16 protein-coding genes are annotated in these 18510 nt (G+C 51.6%); 9 read left to right on the forward strand and 7 right to left on the reverse strand.

Going from position 1 to position 18510, the window contains the following annotated elements; translation table 11 throughout:
- Positions 1–108: 108 nt before the first annotated feature.
- Positions 109–1503 carry a capsule assembly Wzi family protein gene (locus AB2U10_RS10465; RefSeq protein WP_367914038.1) on the reverse strand — a complete coding sequence of 465 codons (1395 nt, stop codon included), beginning with the start codon at positions 1501–1503 and terminating at the stop codon, positions 109–111.
- Between the two features lie 120 nt (positions 1504–1623).
- On the opposite strand from AB2U10_RS10465, the gene AB2U10_RS10470 reads away from it, so the two are divergent.
- Positions 1624–2151, forward strand: a complete 528-nt coding sequence (locus AB2U10_RS10470) for a Crp/Fnr family transcriptional regulator (RefSeq protein WP_367914039.1) — start codon at positions 1624–1626, stop codon at positions 2149–2151.
- 274 nt (positions 2152–2425) lie between these two features.
- Positions 2426–3187: a hypothetical protein gene (locus tag AB2U10_RS10475; protein WP_367914040.1), complete on the forward strand. Its 762-nt coding sequence runs from the start codon at positions 2426–2428 to the stop codon at positions 3185–3187.
- Positions 3188–3189: 2 nt separating this feature from the next.
- Here the strand turns inward: AB2U10_RS10475 and AB2U10_RS10480 are convergent, their stop codons facing one another.
- Positions 3190–4812: a S41 family peptidase gene (locus AB2U10_RS10480; protein WP_367914041.1), complete on the reverse strand. Its 1623-nt coding sequence runs from the start codon at positions 4810–4812 to the stop codon at positions 3190–3192.
- Positions 4813–4905: 93 nt separating this feature from the next.
- Positions 4906–6150, reverse strand: a complete 1245-nt coding sequence (locus AB2U10_RS10485) for an acyltransferase family protein (protein WP_367914042.1) — start codon at positions 6148–6150, stop codon at positions 4906–4908.
- A 39-nt stretch (positions 6151–6189) separates the two neighbouring features.
- On the opposite strand from AB2U10_RS10485, the gene AB2U10_RS10490 reads away from it, so the two are divergent.
- Positions 6190–7455, forward strand: a complete 1266-nt coding sequence (locus AB2U10_RS10490; RefSeq protein ID WP_367914043.1) for a D-alanyl-D-alanine carboxypeptidase/D-alanyl-D-alanine-endopeptidase — start codon at positions 6190–6192, stop codon at positions 7453–7455.
- Positions 7456–7535: 80 nt separating this feature from the next.
- Here AB2U10_RS10490 and AB2U10_RS10495 read toward each other — a convergent pair whose 3' ends face one another.
- Positions 7536–8972 carry an alpha-L-fucosidase gene (locus AB2U10_RS10495; RefSeq protein ID WP_367914044.1) on the reverse strand — a complete coding sequence of 479 codons (1437 nt, stop codon included), beginning with the start codon at positions 8970–8972 and terminating at the stop codon, positions 7536–7538.
- 186 nt (positions 8973–9158) lie between these two features.
- On the opposite strand from AB2U10_RS10495, the gene AB2U10_RS10500 reads away from it, so the two are divergent.
- Together AB2U10_RS10500 and AB2U10_RS10505 are read left to right on the forward strand one after the other, a co-directional pair.
- Positions 9159–10961, forward strand: coding sequence for a 3-keto-alpha-glucoside-1,2-lyase-like domain-containing protein (locus tag AB2U10_RS10500; RefSeq protein WP_367914045.1), 1803 nt, complete (start codon positions 9159–9161; stop codon positions 10959–10961).
- A gap of 75 nt (positions 10962–11036) precedes the next feature.
- Positions 11037–12983 carry a c-type cytochrome gene (locus AB2U10_RS10505; RefSeq protein ID WP_367914046.1) on the forward strand — a complete coding sequence of 649 codons (1947 nt, stop codon included), beginning with the start codon at positions 11037–11039 and terminating at the stop codon, positions 12981–12983.
- Between the two features lie 123 nt (positions 12984–13106).
- Here AB2U10_RS10505 and AB2U10_RS10510 read toward each other — a convergent pair whose 3' ends face one another.
- Both AB2U10_RS10510 and trpD read right to left on the reverse strand, forming a co-directional pair.
- A complete protein-coding gene (locus AB2U10_RS10510; protein ID WP_367914047.1) occupies positions 13107–14018 on the reverse strand; it encodes a sugar phosphate isomerase/epimerase family protein in 912 nt (303 codons plus the stop codon).
- A 29-nt stretch (positions 14019–14047) separates the two neighbouring features.
- Positions 14048–15031, reverse strand: coding sequence for an anthranilate phosphoribosyltransferase (gene trpD, locus AB2U10_RS10515; RefSeq protein WP_367914048.1), 984 nt, complete (start codon positions 15029–15031; stop codon positions 14048–14050).
- A 215-nt stretch (positions 15032–15246) separates the two neighbouring features.
- Between trpD and AB2U10_RS10520 the strand changes: the two genes are divergently transcribed.
- The 4 genes from AB2U10_RS10520 to AB2U10_RS10535 all read left to right on the forward strand — a co-directional run bounded on the left by AB2U10_RS10520 (position 15247) and on the right by AB2U10_RS10535 (position 17759).
- Positions 15247–15978: an ABC transporter ATP-binding protein gene (locus tag AB2U10_RS10520; protein WP_367914083.1), complete on the forward strand. Its 732-nt coding sequence runs from the start codon at positions 15247–15249 to the stop codon at positions 15976–15978.
- Between the two features lie 42 nt (positions 15979–16020).
- A complete protein-coding gene (locus tag AB2U10_RS10525) occupies positions 16021–16521 on the forward strand; it encodes a DUF2911 domain-containing protein (protein WP_367914049.1) in 501 nt (166 codons plus the stop codon).
- A gap of 52 nt (positions 16522–16573) precedes the next feature.
- Positions 16574–17176, forward strand: coding sequence for an OmpH/Skp family outer membrane protein (locus AB2U10_RS10530; protein ID WP_367914050.1), 603 nt, complete (start codon positions 16574–16576; stop codon positions 17174–17176).
- Between the two features lie 115 nt (positions 17177–17291).
- Positions 17292–17759, forward strand: a complete 468-nt coding sequence (locus AB2U10_RS10535; RefSeq protein ID WP_367914051.1) for a thermonuclease family protein — start codon at positions 17292–17294, stop codon at positions 17757–17759.
- Here the strand turns inward: AB2U10_RS10535 and lptB are convergent, their stop codons facing one another.
- Positions 17760–18497 (reverse strand): LPS export ABC transporter ATP-binding protein, encoded by a 738-nt coding sequence (gene lptB / locus AB2U10_RS10540; RefSeq protein WP_367914084.1) that lies wholly within the window; start codon positions 18495–18497, stop codon positions 17760–17762. It abuts the gene before it with no gap.
- Positions 18498–18510 lie beyond the last annotated feature (13 nt).

The raw sequence follows: 18510 nt of genomic DNA on the forward strand, positions 1-18510 counted from the left end.
CGAAAAGGGAAAACTTATTAAACGGTATTACGGAATAAAAAGCCTGACAGCCCAAAATACGAAATATTTACAACTTATGAAAAAGCGAAATTTTTTATAACGTGCTAGCTACCAACTTTTTATATATGAAACGTTTACCCCTGCACTCACCGGCAGAAGGGTACCCCGGTCATACGCCAGTTCTACCCGCACAGCAGAAGAAGCTGTGTTATTTTTTTGTAAAGCCAGCAGGAACGACGACTGGGTACGGGCTTTGAACGGAAACTGGTAGGTACCCAGGTTAGTGCTGTAGTTTCCTTTCAGCACATAGTCAATCTCCAGGGGCAGCCGGCCGGCCAATGCCCATTGAAACATCTCCACCCGGTTGTTATCGATCTGGTATTCAGGGTCATCCCAGGAGTAGTAGAGAGTGCGGATAAGCGGGGTGCCGATCACCCGCCCTTTGTAGGTCCAGCCGTCACGGTATTGGGCGTGGTTGAAATAATTATCCCGGCCCCGTAGCTGCCCCGGAACGTTCTTGCCGGTAACAAACATACTTCCCCCCTGATTCATCGTTCCCAGGTATTCCAGGTTGATCCGGCGAAGCAGCGGAAAGCCGTTAAACGTCAGGGTCAGACCATTGAGCCCGTCAGTAATATTGTTCAGGAAAAAAAGAGAGCCGTCTTCATAAATATTCTGACGATACACCAGTATCCCTCCAAATTCTGTTTTTATTTCGAGACCCAGATCCATTGTTCCCAAATGATTTCCAACCCGGTTCTCACCATCAAATTCAGATATAGGAGCATTAGGGTCCGGGTTTCTTGTCCCAAAAAACACATACTGAAAGTTTGCAAAGCCGTCAGGCAGCTTTCCGTCTACCGAGAAGAAGGGCGATTCTCCGCCCCATTGTACCTGGTGGTTGAACCCGGCGTGCACCTTGGCCTTCCAGGCCGGCTTGCCCAGCCGCATATAAATCCATTTCTGGTGAAGCTTCACCTGGCGGGTCACCGGCCGGCCCGAATCAAACCAGCCGTGGGCCATGGCCCCTTTCACCGCAATCAGCCCGTTTTTCAACAGGGGGGTGTATTCCGGTATCCCGGCCTGTATCTTCCATAACGGCAGGGCATTCCCCGACCAGATATAGGAACCTGAGGTCAGCAGGGTATCGGTCAGGCCCACAATCTCCTTCCTGCGGCCCCCGTATACTTCCAGGAATTTCCATTTGCCTTTGACATAGGCCTGCGGAAGCAGGAATTGCGATGCTTTTCCGGCGTTCAGATGCGGCTCTACCGTAAAGCCGTAGTCAAAATTATGGCGGAGGGTATCGTACTCTTTAGCAACTCTGGCATTGAGATACAGCACCCCTCCATTCTCCGGTACCAGGCCGTAGCGGTTGCTATGCAGGAAAAAAGGCGTTTGCTCCGTTGCGCCGATAAGTCCGACCCGCGTCTCCATCTGCAATGGATACTGGGCACGTAGGGCAGATACGGTGAAAAGGAGGAACAACGTTTTCCTGAACATGCGGTCGTGGTTTGATTTAATCTGCAAAGAAAACGAATTCTCGTGTCAAAATACTAACCGGCAGTGATATTTATATTCCGTTACATTGCTTATCTTTACCCAAACATTACACAACTTCGTATGAAATCCCTGCTTAACTTATTTCCCCCTGCAGCCGTAGCTGCATTCAGAAGAATTTCTTATCCCAAAGGGCAAATCCTGCTTCACACAGGCGATATTTCAGACAAGATCTGGTTGATAGAAGAAGGCATGGTACGCGAGTTTTTTGTACCGGAAGGCCGGCGGGAGCTCACCACCCAGATTGCCGGTGCCGGCTCATTCATCTATTCACCTTCCAGCTACCTGAGCGGCGAACCCTCCGGAAGGATTATTGAGGCGATCGAAAAGTGCCGGGTCATCCCGGTAGCCAGAGACAACACCACGCCCCACTTCCTCCAGGCGGTATTCGAACAGACCATTGTTCGTACCGAAAAACACAACGCCATTCTTCAGCTGAAACATCCCCTCCAGCGACTCGAGGCTTTTGAGCGCCTCTACCCCGAATTGTGTAACCGCATCCCGCTGTATTACGTGGCCTCGCTCCTGAACATGACACCGCAAACCCTCAGCCGGGTTCGGAGCTCCCGTGCCCGGCCGCCGGCTCCGTAAGCACCGGGGGCCGTTCGTACAATAAAAGCGATTTTTCATCCCATTCCCTGCACAGGTTTATCACACTTTTCTAACTTTGTACGTTTTGTTCCTGACAAGCGCCTCTCGTCTGCGCCCGAGGTGACAATGGCCCCCATTCTTGTCAATAACAGCGTAGGCGAGAAAACGAGTGCTACCTGTCAGTCGGGTACCAAATGTCAGTTCGGATACCACCTGTCACGTCGAGCGAAGTCGAGAACCGGGCCCAAATAGCCCAATATAAATTTTTATATATATGAAAAAAGCATTCATTCTGTTATTGGGGGGAATTCTCCTGGGCGCATGTTCGGAAACAACGAAAAACGAGGCCGACCTCCCGCCGGCCAACACCTACACTCTGGTCTTTTTCGACAAAACCCAGAGTGTTAATCCCAATGACACTTTTGTGAAAACCAAGTATTCTTCGGCCATAAGAAACCTGGTAGATCAGAACATCCGCACAGAAGGCGATATCCTGGAGGTATATTTCATTCATGAAAACACCTCCAAAGCCCGTGCGCTGACCGTGAAGTCGAGAACCGCAAAAGAAAGCACCGAAGGCCTCAGCCCCACTGACCTGGAAGCCGCCAGCAACGCGTATGACCTGAGTATCAAAAAAGAGCGGCAGATGATTTATAACGCACTGATGCAGAAGCTGATGGAGTCAAACAGCTCGGCCTCCAACTCGGAGACCAATATCAGTGCAGGTATTCCGGTGATCGCCACCGCCCTGGCTACCTACCCCGATGTAAAGGCCTATTTCTTTTCAGATATGGTAGAGAGCATGCGCTCAGGCCGTGACTTTCACTCCCGGCCTCCTCAAAACCGTGAGCAGGCACAAAGCTGGGCCAGGGAAGATGCCGGCAAATACGCCCAACAGAGCTTGTCAGGCGCAGGAATCTACATGATCCTGCCTTTTTCACCTAACAGCTCCAGCAAGATCAATAACCCGAATGTCACGGAATACTGGAAAGATTTCTTCGGTGAGCTGGGCACAGGAAACGTGACAGAACAATAAGATCAATCTTTCATTACCGCCTTCAACCCGGCCCGGATCATCGGATCATCCTGGTTGATTACCTGGTAATATTCGTTATTCAGCCCGTTGCCTTTCCAGATGTTCCTGGCAATAAGTGCCTTCAGGGTTTCCTGGATGTATTTTTTGGATTTGTTATAACTCTTCTCGCTGAACCGGGCCTTATTCCGGATCGCCAGGGCATTGAAGTCGGCCAGGATGTCATCGGTGATCCGGAAATTCTGAAGATAGCTGTCAAACCCTTTTGCTTCCAGCGCTGATCCGTATTTTTCAGAATAGCTCATCGTAAACTCCCGGAACAGGTTTTTCCCGAACAGATCCAGCAGGTAATCGGTATAATACGAAGTATCCTGGGGTACGAAGATGTCGGGGGTGATGCCGCCGCCACCGTATACCGTACGCCCGCCCTTGGTTTTGTATTTCAGCTTTTCGTTATTTTTGATGCTGTCGGCCACGAACATTTCCTGGTGGTTGTACCGTTCCATCATCTCGTCATAATATCCCTGCTGGTCCCCCATCTGGTAAGGGCGCTGAATGCTCCTGCCGCTCGGGATATAATACCGGGATATGGTAAGCCGCAGCTCCGACCCGTCAGACAGCTTGATCGGGGCCTGTACCAGCCCTTTCCCGAAAGTCCGCCGCCCCACTACCGTAGCCCGGTCATAATCCTGGAGCGAGCCGCTCACAATTTCCGAGGCCGAGGCCGAGCCTTCATCTACCAGCACCACGATCTTCCCTTTCTCAAAAATACCTTCTTTACCGGCTTTTACTTCGTAATTGTTGGAGGCGTCTTTTCCTTTGGTATACACAATTACGTCATTGCCGGGTACCAGCTCATCCACCATATCGGTGGCCCGGTCCATATAGCCCCCGGGATTTCCGCGCAGGTCAAGTACCAGCCGGATCATTCCCGCATCTTTGAGGGTCTTCAGGTGCGTATGAAACTCTTCGTATGTGCTTTCGGAAAACCGGTTTACCTTGATATAGCCCGTTTGCGGAGCAATCATGTACGCCGCATCAATAGAGAAGGTCGGGATCTTGTCGCGCTTCACATTAAACGTCAGCGGTGCACTGATTCCTCTTCTTTTGACCAGCAGCTTTACCAGCGAGCCGCGCGGGCCGCGCAGCGATTTATACACCAGGGGGGTATTCAGGCCCCGGCCGGTAAGGGTAACGGTATCGGCCTTCAGGATGATGTCGCCGGCCTTTATGCCGATGGCCTCTGAGGGCCCTCCGGCCAGCGGTGAAATAACAAACAGGGAGTCGTTAAAGATATTGAACTCCACACCTATCCCGTCAAAACCCGTGCCCAGATCAGCGCTGGCGATCTCCGCATCCTGCGGAGGCAGCAGTACGGTGTGCGGATCCAGCTTTTCCAGCATTTTCTCCAGTCCGTATGTTTCCAGGGAATCAATATTCACATCGTCCACATAACTTTTGCGGATATTCATGAGTACTTCCTTGTACTTCGTGCCTATGCCACCTGAACCGGCGGCAACAGGCCCTGCACCGCTGAAGAATTTTGCCCCTAAATAAATCCCTACTGCCAGGGAAAACGTCACTGCAAGCGGCGATATAATCGCCCTTTTACTATTCTTATACTCCATTTAACCTTATTCTGATTCGGCCCGGTGCCTTATAAATGCCTCTCAGCAGTAGTGTTCACCTTTATTAATAACGCCGGGGATACGGATTAAGTTTTACACCTTAATGATCATTTTTTGTTTTCTCAGGTACAGGAGCACCAGGCTCCAGAAGAGCACGTTTACCACCGCAAATGCCAGTGAGGAATTCCGGGGGTCGGTAAAAAGCGGCACCAGGCCGTCGGTATAAAAAGCCGAAAGCAGGGCCTTTCCTTCCCCGATCCGGATCATATTTAACGCCCGGGGGATAATTCCCGCCCCGAAGAAAATGATGATCGGGTTTACTCCCCACATCACCAGGAATGAGGTAAGTTTTCCAACGGGCTTATCATCGCACAGGTAGCTCAGCACCGTAACCAGGATAAAGCCCAGTCCGCCGGTAAGAAGAACAAATGAGCTGGTCCAGAGCGCCTTGTTAACCGGGAAGAACTGCGACCAGATCAAGCCGCATACCGCCAGGCCCACACCGGTATATATCATGTTCCGCCGGTCTGTCCGGTTTCGCAGCATGGTGCCGGCCCGGGTGCCGATCAGGCAGGAAATAATGGCCGGGAAGGTACTCAGGATTCCTTCAGGGTCCCACGGCTTTGAGCTTGCCCATACATGATTTCCCAGCACCATTTCATCTATCCAGGCCGCCATGTTGGCTCCCTTTTCAAAGCCGGTCCACCCTGTTCCGGGTACCGGTACATATGCCAGCACCAGCCAGTATCCTGTCAGCACCAGCACGGCAATCACCAGTTGTGTACGGAAAGAAAAAGCCTGGTAGATCAGCGCCGCAAAGAAGTAAACCAGTCCCAGACGCTGCAACACGCCGGGAATCCGTACTTTCGCAAAATGGGGCATCCCGCTAAGGATCAGGAACAACATGACCGCCAGCAGGCCGAGGGCCAGGTACAGCTTGATCCGGGTTTCAAAATTGCCCAGGAGCAGGAAGCCCACAAAGCCCGTGATCATCATCCGGAAAAGCAGCAGGGTCAGGCCCGAGGATGCACCGAATTCGATCCGGGAAAAAAAGTTCAGGAAAAGTCCCAGGGCAATCAGCCGGAGCGACCGCGCCAGGATCTTCAGGAACTGCTCCTTACTGACCCCCGCCCCCGCAACAGAGGAGAAAGGAAGGGCCATTCCCATTGCAAGAACAAAGAACGGGAAGACCAGGTCAGTGGGCGTCCAGCCATGCCATTCCGCATGAAGAAGAGGAGGATATACATTCCCCCAGTCACCGGGATTATTCACCAGTATCATTAAGATCATGGTCAGCCCCCGGAAAACATCCAGTGAAACAATTCTTTGCTTTCCCAAATGAATAGTTTAAAATTGCTATAAATATACAAAAACCCAGTGAAAAAATACCTGCTTTTAATTACGGGAATAATTTTTTTAGCCTCCTGCCGTACAGGAAAGATCAATCGTACGCTGAATAGCGGAGATCCGGCCCTGTTTACCGGTGTGCTTATCAGCGATACCCACAGCGGTAAAACCCTGTACAGCTACGCAGGCGATAAGCCTTTTGTGCCCGCATCAAACACCAAAATACTGACCTTGAGCGCCTGCCTGAGCACCCTGGGCGACAGCATCCCGGCGTTTCGTTATTTTATGCGGAAGGATACCCTTTTCCTGCTGGGTACGGGTGACCCCACCCTGCTTCACCCCGATTTCCCCGAAAGCGCCGCCATGCCCCTGTTGAAAAAGGCCGGAACGATCGTAATATCCGACCAGAATTTCCGGCAGGCCCCCTACGGAGCCGGATGGGCCTGGGACGACTACAACGATTACTACCAGCCCGAGCTTTCGTCACTGCCCGTGTACGGAAACGTGGTCAGGGCTGCATTGCAGAACGGTGAGCTCACCCTGAAGCCGGCTTACTTTTCACTTAAAGACAGCCTGCTCCCTACCGGAACGATCGTCCGGAATCCCGGAGAAAATACATTTTACCGGAACCCCGCCAGCCAGCGCAGCGCCCGCTTCAGCCAGGAAATTCCTTTCCGCACCGGGCTGGAGCTGACCGCCCGGCTGCTGGCCGACACCCTGAAAGTGCCGGTGATCTGCAAGCATTTTGAAATTACCGAACCGCTGAAAACCGCCTACAGCCACCCTGTAGATACCGTGCTCCGCAAAATGATGCAGCAGTCTGATAACTTCCTGGCCGAGCAGCTTCTCCTGCTGGCCGGCGGCACCCTGTCTGACACCCTCTCCACGGCCCTGAGTATCCGCCATCTGAGCGGGCGTTTACTGAACGATACCGCTTTGCCTTACCGGTGGCTCGACGGCTCCGGCTTGTCGAGATACAACCTGTTCAGTCCGCAGATCATGGTACATCTCCTGAATAATATGTACCGGAGCTATCCGCAGGAGCGGCTGTTCTCCCTGATGTCAATAGGAGGAAAAGCCGGCACGCTGCGCAACAAGTACAAGACAGGCAACACGCCTTATGTCTTTGCCAAAACCGGGTCTATGAGCGGGGTGTATAACGAGTCGGGGTTTCTGACAGGCCGCTCGGGCCGGCTTCTTACCTATAGCGTGATGAAGAATAATTTTACCGGCACCGTGGCCGAAAACGGCAGGAAGACGATGAACCTGGTGGAGATAATCAGGCAGAGATACTAGCAGCACTTGGGTCAACCATATAAGGCACATAAGGCAATAAAAAAACTTATATGCCTTATGTGCCTTATATGGTTTAAACACTAGCTCGCCCGAATCTCCGACAATACCGCCGGTGCCTTGGCATCCAGGATCTTCACCCGCAGCTTTTGCGCCTTCACCGGGGTGATCTTCAGGATTCTCTTGTAGCCGATGGTAGTACCCCGGGCTACGGTGGTCCAGTTCCTGCCGTCATAGGCCTCCACTTCAAATGCTTTCACCCGCTGACCCAGCGCAATATGCTCTGACAGCTGCAGGTAGTGAATTTCTGCAGGCCGGGGAAGCGTAATTTCCATATCGGTACGGGTCTCTTTTGCCGCCCAGAAAGTCTGCATATCTCCATCGGTAAGACGCGATGCTTTCTGGGTCCGGTCATAGGCCGCAGACGCTTTCACTTTTGCTTTTTCCAGCAGGTTGTGGCCCAGGCGTTCCTCTACCAGCCGGTGAAAACCTTTCAGGTGGTCTACATCTTTTTCGTGAAACAGGCCTCTTCTGTCGGGAGGGATATTCAACAGGAGGTTAGAGCCGCGCCCTACCGAGCTCAGGTAAATATCAAAAAGCTCTTCAGCGGTTTTTACTTTCCCGTCTTCTTCGGCATGATAAAACCAGCCCGGCCGAATCGAAACATCTACCTCTGCCGGAATCCACCGGGAGCCCGTCTCGCTACCGGTACCCAGCAGGTTTTCTATGCCGGCCTTCCCGGCGTACAGGGTATCGGGCGTGAGGTTGTTCCAGTTGGTTTCACCGGCAATTCCCCGTTCATTGCCTACCCAGCGGATATCCGGGCCTGCATCGCTGAAAAAGAGGATGTCGGGCTCCATCTCCCGTACCATTTGCATGGTTCCGGGCCAGTCGTAGTACCGACTTCCGTCTATCCGGCGTTTCTCCCGGGCTCCGCCATAGTACCCGTCGCCTCCGTTAGCCCCGTCAAACCACATCTCGAATACCGGCCCGTAGTTTTCAAACAATTCTTTCAGCTGGTTCCGGTAATAGGTAATGTACGAAGGCTTACCGTAATCGGCCCGGTTCCGGTCCCACGGCGAAAGGTATATCCCGAACTTCAGGCCGTATTTCTTACAGGCGTCTGAAACATCCCGTACCAGGTCGCCTTTACCGTTTTTATACGGGCTGGCCGCCAGGGTGTGATCGGTATAAGCGCTGGGCCACAGGCAGAAGCCGTCGTGGTGTTTGGCCGTCAGGATCACCGCCTTGAAGCCGGTCTCTTTTAAGGTGCTCACCCATTGATCTACATTGAGCTGGCTGGGGTTAAACACCGATGGACTTTCATCGCCATATCCCCACTCTTTCCCGGTAAAGGTATTGGTGGTAAAATGAATAAAGGCATAGGTTTCCAGCTGATGCCAGTCGAGCTGCTGACGGGTAGGAACCGGGAATACGGGCGCCGGAGATTTTACCGGCCGAGGATGGCAGCCCGTAAGCGAAATAACGGCCAAAGCCACAACAAAGAAAATACGTACCATAATTATACTTGGGTTGGAATGGTTCTCCGGTCTTTATCTCCCCGATCGGAGCTCCCGGAACAGCATTCTCAATTATTTAATAAAATTTTTTATCAAAAATAGCAAAAAGCTTCCCATCTTTAAACTCCCGATAGAAGAATTGCAATATTCTTCTTTATTTTTGTACCTGAACCTAATACGGATTTAATGAAAAAAATCATTGCTAGTTTTTTGTTGTGGGCACCTCTTGTGCTTCCCGCGCAAACCCCGATTCCTCTGAATGACCTGTCGGCCTTTGATCTGAAAAGCAATAACTGGCATATCGTAGGAGACGTAACCGCACCCCTGAATGAAAAAAATACCCTTACATCCCGGCCGGGAACCGGCGTACTGGTGTGCCGGCATGAATCTGAGGAGTATGGTGATAAATTTGACCTGTTCACCAAAGAATCATATGGCGATATGGATCTCTCGCTGGATTTTATGCTGGGGGTGGGCTCCAATTCCGGCATCTACCTGCAGGGCCGGTACGAAGTGCAGCTGTTTGACAGCTGGGGCGTAAAAAATCCTAAATATTACGATTGCGGCGGAATTTACCAGCGCCGTGACCTGAGCAAGCCTGACGGCCAGAACCAGTACGAAGGCTACGCTCCGCGCTTCAACGCCTACAAAGCGCCGGGCCTCTGGAATACCCTGGAAATATCTTACCAGGCACCCCGTTTTGACGCCGCCGGTCAGAAGATCTCCAATGCCAAAATCCTGTTTGTAAAGCTGAACGGACTGCTGATTCATGAGAACGTGGAATTAAGCGGACCCACCGGCGGCCCGGTAGAAGAAAACGAGGTGCCCTTGGCACCGTTACGGGTCCAGGGAGACCACGGCTCGGTAGCTTTACGGAATATTGTCATCAATAATTTCAACAAAAAGCCGGGAACGGTTTCCGACCTGGCCTACAAGGTGTATTACGGCAGCCATATGCACGATGCCGATCTCTCCAAAATAAAGATTGATGAGCAGGGAAAAACCGGTGAACTTACCTGGGAGGTTACCAAAGAACCCAATAATTATGTGTTTATTATTAACGGGAAATACCATGCGGAAGAAGACGGCGAATATACCTTTGTTACCCAGCTTGGCGGACACAGCTACCTGAAGATAGACGGGAAAGAGGTGCTGCCCAACATTTGGATGCGGTCAGGCGACCGGGCGGTGAAAGTACACCTGACCCGCGGAGAGCATACCTTCGAGATATTCAACAACAAACGCGATAACTGGATCAAACCGGCACTGGGCTTCTGGTCAGCCGGACCGGGCTTCCGCTTAACCCCGCACCACTCTGCCGGCTCGGTGATTGCTTCCAAGCCCCAGGATCCTATTATTGTCAATGCGGCCACTCCTACCCACCTGCGGAGCTTCATGGACTGGCAAAAGAAGCCCGAAGACAAAAATTTCCGGGTAGTACATGCCATCTCCATCGGTTCTCCCGAAAGTATTCATTATACGTATGACCTCGATAAAGGGGCCATCATCCAGGCGTGGAAAGGCGATTTCCTCGACGCCACCCCCATGTGGGATGACCGCGGCGACGGTTCCTCGAGACCCCTGGGAAGCCTCACCCTGTTTAACCATGATCTCGTGCTGAACCGGATAGGCTCAGCAACCTGGAGCGACACCACCGGCACCGGCTACCGGCCGCTGGGGTACGACCTCGACGAAAACGATCTTCCAACATTTAATTACAGGATAGCCGGACAAAAAGTAAGCGATAAAATCCGGATTACAGACGGCAAATACCTGGAAAGAGAGATCAGCATAACCAACGGGCAGGATCTGGCCGGGAGAATTGCCAACGGCGACCTCATTGAACAGGTAGATGTCAACCTCTATGCGGTAGACGGCAAAAAATATTTTATCCGGCTGGAAAAAGGCCGCGATGCCGTTATCCTGAACCGGAAAGAGCTGCTGGTAAAACCGGAGGGGAACATCCTGAAATATGCTATTATTTTCTAATCAATAGCCATCAGCTGTTAGCCATCAGAGAACCTGATAGGCTGAAAGCTGAAAGCTGATAATTTTGAATACCTGATGAAAAAAATACTTTTGTTTGCGTTAACCCTCCTGTATTTGCAGGCCCGTGCCCAGGAGTCGCCCAAAGAAGAAGATTTCTATAAGATCGTAACCCTGCCGGTACCGGAAGGCGTGCTGCTGGAAGTAGGTGGCGTGGAAATGCTGCCTAACGGCTCTGTGGCGCTGGCTACCCGCCGGGGAGATATCTGGATCATTGATAATCCCACTTCCGCAAAACCCTATTTCCGTAAATTTGCCTCCGGCCTGCACGAAGTGCTGGGGCTGCTGTACAAAGACGGCTCCCTCTATTGTGCCCAGCGCGGTGAGCTGACCAAGCTCACCGATTCTAACGGCGACGGACGGGCCGACAAATACGAAACCATTCATGCCTGGGAGGTTTCAGGCCATTACCATGAATATTCTTTCGGGCCCAAGCTGGCTTCTGACGGGAAATTCTTTGTAAGCGGAAACGTGGCCTTCGGCGACATTGAGTGGTGGCGCGGGGAGTCCAGGGCCAAAACCCGGGGCACCATCTTCAAAGTTTCGGAAGACGGGCAGCTCGAGCTGTTTGCAGCGGGTGTACGGTCGCCGGCCGGCCTGGGCATTGTCAATAACGAGCTCTTTTATACCGATAACCAGGGCGACTGGTTCGGTTCAGGCGGTGTGTGGCATGTAAAGAAAGGGAAATTTTACGGGAACCCCGCCAGCCTGAGATGGAAAGAAGTAGCTGACCTGGTAGGATTCACCGAAGAAGAATTTTATAAGGAAAGAGATGTCAGGCGGGTGCGCGATGCCAGCGGGAACATCCTGAAACCCGAAAACGTGGTTGACGAAGTGCCCCAGACCTTCTATGAGCTGAAAGCCAAATTCCCGAACGTTCAGCCGCCGGCCGTCTGGCTGCCTCACGGTATCCTGGGAATCTCTAACTCGGAAATCCTGGTGGACAAGACCAACGGCGATTTCGGGCCGTTCTCAGGACAGCTGTTTGTAGGCGACCAGGGACAATCCAAGATCATGCGCGTATACCTCGAAAACATCAACGGGGAATACCAGGGTGCCGCCTGGGACTTTCGCTCGGGTTTCCAGTCGGGCGTGCTCCGCATGGTTTTTGCGCCTGACGGCTCGATGTTCGTAGGAGAAACCAACCGTGGCTGGGGCTCTGCCGGCGATGCCAACCAGGGCTTTCAACGGCTCCTGTGGAACGGCAAGCTGCCCTTTGAAATGCTGACCTGCAAGGCCATGCCAGACGGTTTTGAAATCGAATTTACCATGCCGGTAGACCGCAAATCAGCAGAAAACCTGAATGCTTACGCGGTGCGCAGCTTCCTGTATAAGCACCACCCCGTTTACGGCTCTCCCCCGGTAAATGAGAAAGACCTGAAAGTAAAAGGGGTACGCCTGAGTGAAGACCGGAAGACCCTCCGGGTGGTGATAGACGGACTCAGGCCGTATTATATCCATGAGCTCAACCTCGACGGCATCCGGGCTGAACAAAACGCCTGGTCACTGGTTCACCCTACGGTTTATTATACCCTGAACGCTATTCCGGAAGGGACAAAGCTGGCCCCGGGTGAATGGAAAGGAACGGCCGGCAAAACACCGGCAGCAGCCGCTCCCTCTAAAACAGCCGGTACAACGGTATCTCCTGACGGGAAAAACCAGCCGGCCACGGCTGCCGCTAAACCTGCTGCAGGCGGAACTGCGGCTGCACCTACCTTTGCCAGCATAAAGCCGCTGCTTCAGAAACATACCTGCCTGGCCTGCCACGATGAAAACAAGAAAATGATCGGGCCGGCGTTCCGGGATGTGGCCAAACGGAAATACAGCAATGCCAAGGTGATTGAGCTGATCAAAAGCCCTAAGGCCGAGAACTGGCCGGATTTCCCGGCACCTATGCCGCCCATGTCTCACCTGCCGAAGGCAGACCTGGAGAAGATAGCGGCCTATATTAATTCATTGCGGTAATTTAAGTGAAAAGCCGCCGCCGCGGTTAAAAACTAAAAGTGAAAAGTGAAAAGTTGCGGAACAATAGCATTTCATATGAAAGAATGTTCCGCAACTTTTCACTTTTAGTTTTTCTCTTTTAACTTACTTCAGGAACTGCTTCACATAATTCCTCGCCGTCCTGATCCCTGCCACCACATCTTCCGGTGAGCCCTCGTATGCTTTATCTTCTACTTCAATGACCAGGGGACCACGGTAACGGATGTCGCCCAGCGCGCTGAAAAATGCTGGCCAGCGCACATCACCCAGGCCGGGAAGCTTGGGCGAATGGTATTCCGACGGAAGCGCGAACATGCCCACACGGTCCAGCTTTTCCTGGTAAATCCGGATATCTTTCAGGTGAATATGGTGCAGCCTGTCCTTATACTGGTAAAGCGGCCTGATCTCGTCCATCCGCTGCAATACCGGGTGCGACGGATCATAATTCAGCCCGAACAGCGGTGTGGGAAAGGCATCAAACATATAGTCCCAGACGGCAGGCGATATCGCCAGGTTTTTACCGCCAGGCCATTCGTCATGGGTATACAGCATCGGGCAGTTTTCAATCCCGATCTTTACCTGCTCCTGTTCGGCAACTTCAATGATGGGCTTCCACAGCTTTTTGAAAAGCTCCAGGTTTTCCTGTAAGGGAAGTCCCGGGTTCCGCCCGATAAACGTATTCACCACCGGGATGTTCAGCCGGTTAGCGGCCCGGATGATCTTTTTGATGTGCTCGATATAAAATTCCGACTTCTCCTTATCGGGATCCAGCGGATTGGGGTAATACCCCAGTCCTGAAATGAATACATTATTCTTTTCAAGGGTTTCCTGTATCGCTGCAGGATTCAGCTGATCCACATCCAGGTGAGTAACCCCCGCATACCGGCGCTTATCGGCGTTGGTTCCCGGCCAGCACATGATTTCCACACATTCAAAATCATTCCCGGAAGCAAACGAAATTACTTCCTCAAAAGACAGATCCGGCAGGATAGCCGAAACAAAACCCAGGTTATACATACGCTATACAGTTCATTTATGATATAAATCTACTCTACCAGTTTTTTAAGACTCCTGTAGGCGCTTCCGCTTTTTATCGACTCTTCCGCCCGTGAAAGCCCTTCCTCAAAACTAACATTCCGCGATACACTTATCGCCAGGCCGGCATTGGCCTGTACGGCGGCCACCTGCTCGGGGCTTCCTTCCCCTTTCAGTATGCCGGTCAGGATCCGGGCCGACTCTTCCAGGCTACTGCCGCCGCTAAGCCGCTCCGGGTTGATCAGCGGCAGGCCCCAGTCAGCGGGCTGTACCACTTTATCTTCTTCCCCTTTCCATACCCTAAACCCGCCGGTCAGCGAAATCTCGTCGTATCCGTCTAAGGCATGAATAACGGCAAAGTGCCCTTCCTGCCCTAAAAACAGGTTTTTATAGAGCTCAAAAGTCTTCAGATCAGACACCCCGCTGAGCTGGGCTTTTACGTTTGCCGGGTTCATGAGCGGCCCCAGGATATTAAAGAAGGTTTTAACGCCCAGCTCTTTTCGTACCGGCCCGATATGCTTCATGGCCGGGTGAAACAGGGGCGCATGCAGGTAGCAAATGCCGGCCTGCTCAATTTTCTGCCGGAGGTGATCTTTATCGTTCGTAAACTTTACTCCCAGGAATTCAAGAACCGTGCTGCTGCCTACTGCCGAGCTTACCCCGTGGTTTCCGTGCTTGGCAATTTTCACCCCGGCACCCGCTGCTACAAAAGCTGACGTGGTGGAGATGTTGAAGGTATGTTTTCCGTCGCCGCCCGTTCCGCAGACATCCATGGGCTCCAGGTCTTCAAAGTCCAGGGAAACGGCCAGGTCAAGCATACCCTGCCTGAACCCGCCCAGCTCATCAGGGGTGATCCCCTTTTGCTGGATGCCCATCAGAAATGCAGCCGCTTGTGAAGTATTGGCTCCGCCCGTTGCGATCAGGGTAATCGCCTCCCGTGCTTCCTCATAGCCGAGAGACTCTCCGCTGATCAGTATATTCAGAAATCTTCTCATCCGTATAAAATCAGTTCCGCGTAGTGAGCTCCGGGGAAATGGCTCACCGTTCATTGCTATTAAATTCCGCCTGCAAACTTAAGCGAATTCCCGGTTAGGAACAGGAATTCCTCCGGGTTTTTAAACCATCTATCCTTTAAATGGGTCTTTGATAGAAAACTTTATCCGATTATCTTCAAAAGCCCTTAGATTTGGGAAATGAACAGACAGCCGTTATGACCATCATTGAAACAAAAGATATTACCAAGCGGTACATCATGGGTGCGGAAGTGGTAGACGCCCTGAAAGGGGTTTCTATAACCATCCGGAAAGGCGAATACGTGGCTTTTATGGGGCCTTCGGGTTCCGGGAAATCCACCCTGATGAACATCATCGGCTGCCTCGACTCGCCCACCAGCGGCTCCTACGTGCTGAACGGCAAGGATGTAAGCGATATGTCAGAAAATGAACTGGCGGAGGTTCGTAACAAAGAGATCGGGTTTGTGTTCCAGACCTTCAACCTGCTGCCCAGGCAGTCGTCGCTTGAAAATGTAGCCCTCCCCCTGATTTATGCGGGCTACAACAAAACCGACCGCTCTGAAAAAGCCCAGCGGGTATTGGAAAGCGTAGGATTAGGCGAACGGAGCGGCCATAAGCCGAATGAGCTTTCGGGGGGTCAGCGCCAGCGGGTAGCCGTGGCCCGTGCCCTGGTCAATGACCCTTCTATCCTCCTGGCCGATGAACCCACCGGTAACCTGGATACCCGTACCTCGTACGAGATCATGCAGCTCTTTGCCGATATTCATGCGAAAGGAAACACGATTATCATGGTAACGCACGAAGAAGACATCGCCCGTTACGCCCACCGGATCGTCCGGCTTCGCGACGGCCTCATTGAATCAGACATTATAAATGAAACCCCTACCGATCCGGTAGAAATGGCAAAGCACCTGGCCGAAAAGAAATAAAACGGCAAAATCACCGTTTATACATAAAAATAAATCTGAAGCATGAAAAAATTATTGGTAATGTTTTTGGCCCTGTTCACCGTAGCCGCTTATGCACAGGAGAAAAAAGCCCCGCAGAGCCCTACAGTAACCGCAGAAAGTGCTAACATCAGTGTAACGTATGGTCAGCCGTCTAAAAAAGGGAGAGTAATTTTCGGCGGACTGGAGAAATACGGAAAAGTGTGGCGTACCGGTGCCAATGCCGCTACCGAGATAACATTCCGGAAAGATGTTAATTTCGGCGGAACCCCCGTTAAGGCAGGAACGTACACCCTGTATTCCATTCCTAACGAAACCGAATGGACAGTGATCCTGAATACCGAAATGAAGCAATGGGGAGCGTTCGGATACGATAAGGTCAAAGACAAAAACGTGGCGGAAGTGAAAGTTCCCGTAACCAGGCTGTCTGCTCCGGAAGAAAAGCTGATCATTAAGAGCAACGATGACAAGGAACTGATCATCAGCTGGGATGATGTACTGGTGAGCGTACCCCTGAAATGGTGATACATTGAAGAAAATCATTATATTTGCAGACTTTTTAAAAATATCTGCTTAAATGAAAAAAATCGTTGCGCTGTTTTTAGGCCTGAGTGTGGCTTTGGTGGCTTGTGATAAAAAAGGAGGAGAAAGTAAGCCGTCTGCCGGTCAGCCTTCCGGGAGAATTGTTTATGTGAATACAGACACTCTTCTGAATAATTACGAATACTACAAAGACGTAGTAAAAGAATTTGAAAATAAGAGTTTTGCGCTGGATAATGAGCTTCAGCGGAAAGCCCAGTCGTTCCAGAATGAAGTGGCCCTCTTCCAGAGAAGAGTACAGGCTGGCGGACTTTCTGAGCAACAGGCGCTGACCCAACAGGCTGCCCTGCAGAAAAAAGAGCAGGATATTATGCTGTACCGCGAAAATGCAGCCGGTAACTTACAGCAGGAGCAGGCGAAAAAAACCGATGAGCTTTTGAATAAAATCCATGAATATCTGAAGAAATACAATGCTTCTGATAAATATGACATGGTTATCGGTTACTCTAAAGGAGGCGGTGTATTGTACGCTAAAGAAGACCTGGATATCACACAGGATGTACTCAAAGGGCTGAACGAGGAGTATAAGTCTTCGAAAAAAGGAGAATCCAAAGCAGATACTACTGCAGCCAAAAAATAATTTTCAGAGATTACTTTCAGGAGATGCATAACCGGTATGCATCTCCTTTTTATTTCTATACGCTTATCTAAAGTAGCCCGGTCCGGAATAACATGCCCGGAACTATCTTATACCCATGAAATATTTTCTTTTCCTGCTATTCTGGGGTTTGACGTCTCTTCAGCCCTCTCCCGACCTGCGCGTGGTAACCCGGGTGGTAGACGGTGATACCCTGTGGGTCAGCGGGAAGAACGGGAAAGAGGAAAAGATCCGGCTGATCGGGATTGACGCGCACGAAACCCGGGATACTCCCCGGAAAAAGGCCGGTTTCTACGGGAAAGAGGCTACGGCCTATCTCCGCAAACGGGTGCAGGGAAAGAGAGTTCGCCTGGAATACGACATCGGGCGTTACGACCGGTACCGGCGCACCCTGGCCTATGTTTACCTGGAAGACGGCTCTTTTATCAATGCGGAACTGGTCAGGAAAGGATACGCCGTAGTGCTTACGGTATCGCCCAATGTAAAATATGCGGATACGTTTATCCTCTGTCAGCAGGAGGCCCGGAAGAACAACCGCGGACTCTGGGGCATAAAAATTCAGTGATCAGATCTTACGCTTCAGCTCAAAATGCGTGCCGAGGTATACTTTTCGTACAAGCTCATCGGCCGCCAGCTCTTCTGCTGTACCGTGCTTCAGGATCTTGCCTTCAAAAAGCAGGTAAGCCCGGTCAGTGATAGAGAGGGTCTCATTTACATTGTGGTCGGTGATCAGGATACCGATATTCCGGTGCTTCAGCTTGGCCACGATTCCCTGGATCTCTTCTACCGCAATGGGGTCTACACCGGCAAACGGCTCATCCAGTAAGATAAATTTGGGATCTACGGCCAGCGCCCGTGCGATTTCCGTTCTGCGCCGTTCTCCGCCGGAGAGCACCATTCCCTTATTTTTACGAACATGGGTAAGGCTGAATTCTTCCAGGAGCTCTTCGGTTTTTTCCCTCCGCTCGGCCTGGGTCATCTGTGGCCTGGAAAGCTCCATAACCCCGATGATGTTATCCTGCACACTCAGATCCCGGAATACGGAAGCCTCCTGGGCCAGGTAACCTACACCCAGCTTAGCCCGTTTGTACATCGGAAGACGCGTAATATCCAGGTTATCGAGCCATATTTTTCCTGAGTTCGGTTTCACCAATCCCACCGCCATATAGAAAGAAGTGGTTTTACCGGCCCCGTTAGGGCCCAGCAGACCTACAATTTCTCCCTGTTCTACCTGGTAGCTTACGTGGTCATTGACCATCCGCTGCCCGTATTTCTTCACCAGGTCTTCTGTACGCAATACCATTCTTTCCATCTTT

It is taken from the genome of Leadbetterella sp. DM7 (assembly GCF_040829825.2).
Lineage (GTDB): Bacteria > Bacteroidota > Bacteroidia > Cytophagales > Spirosomataceae > Leadbetterella.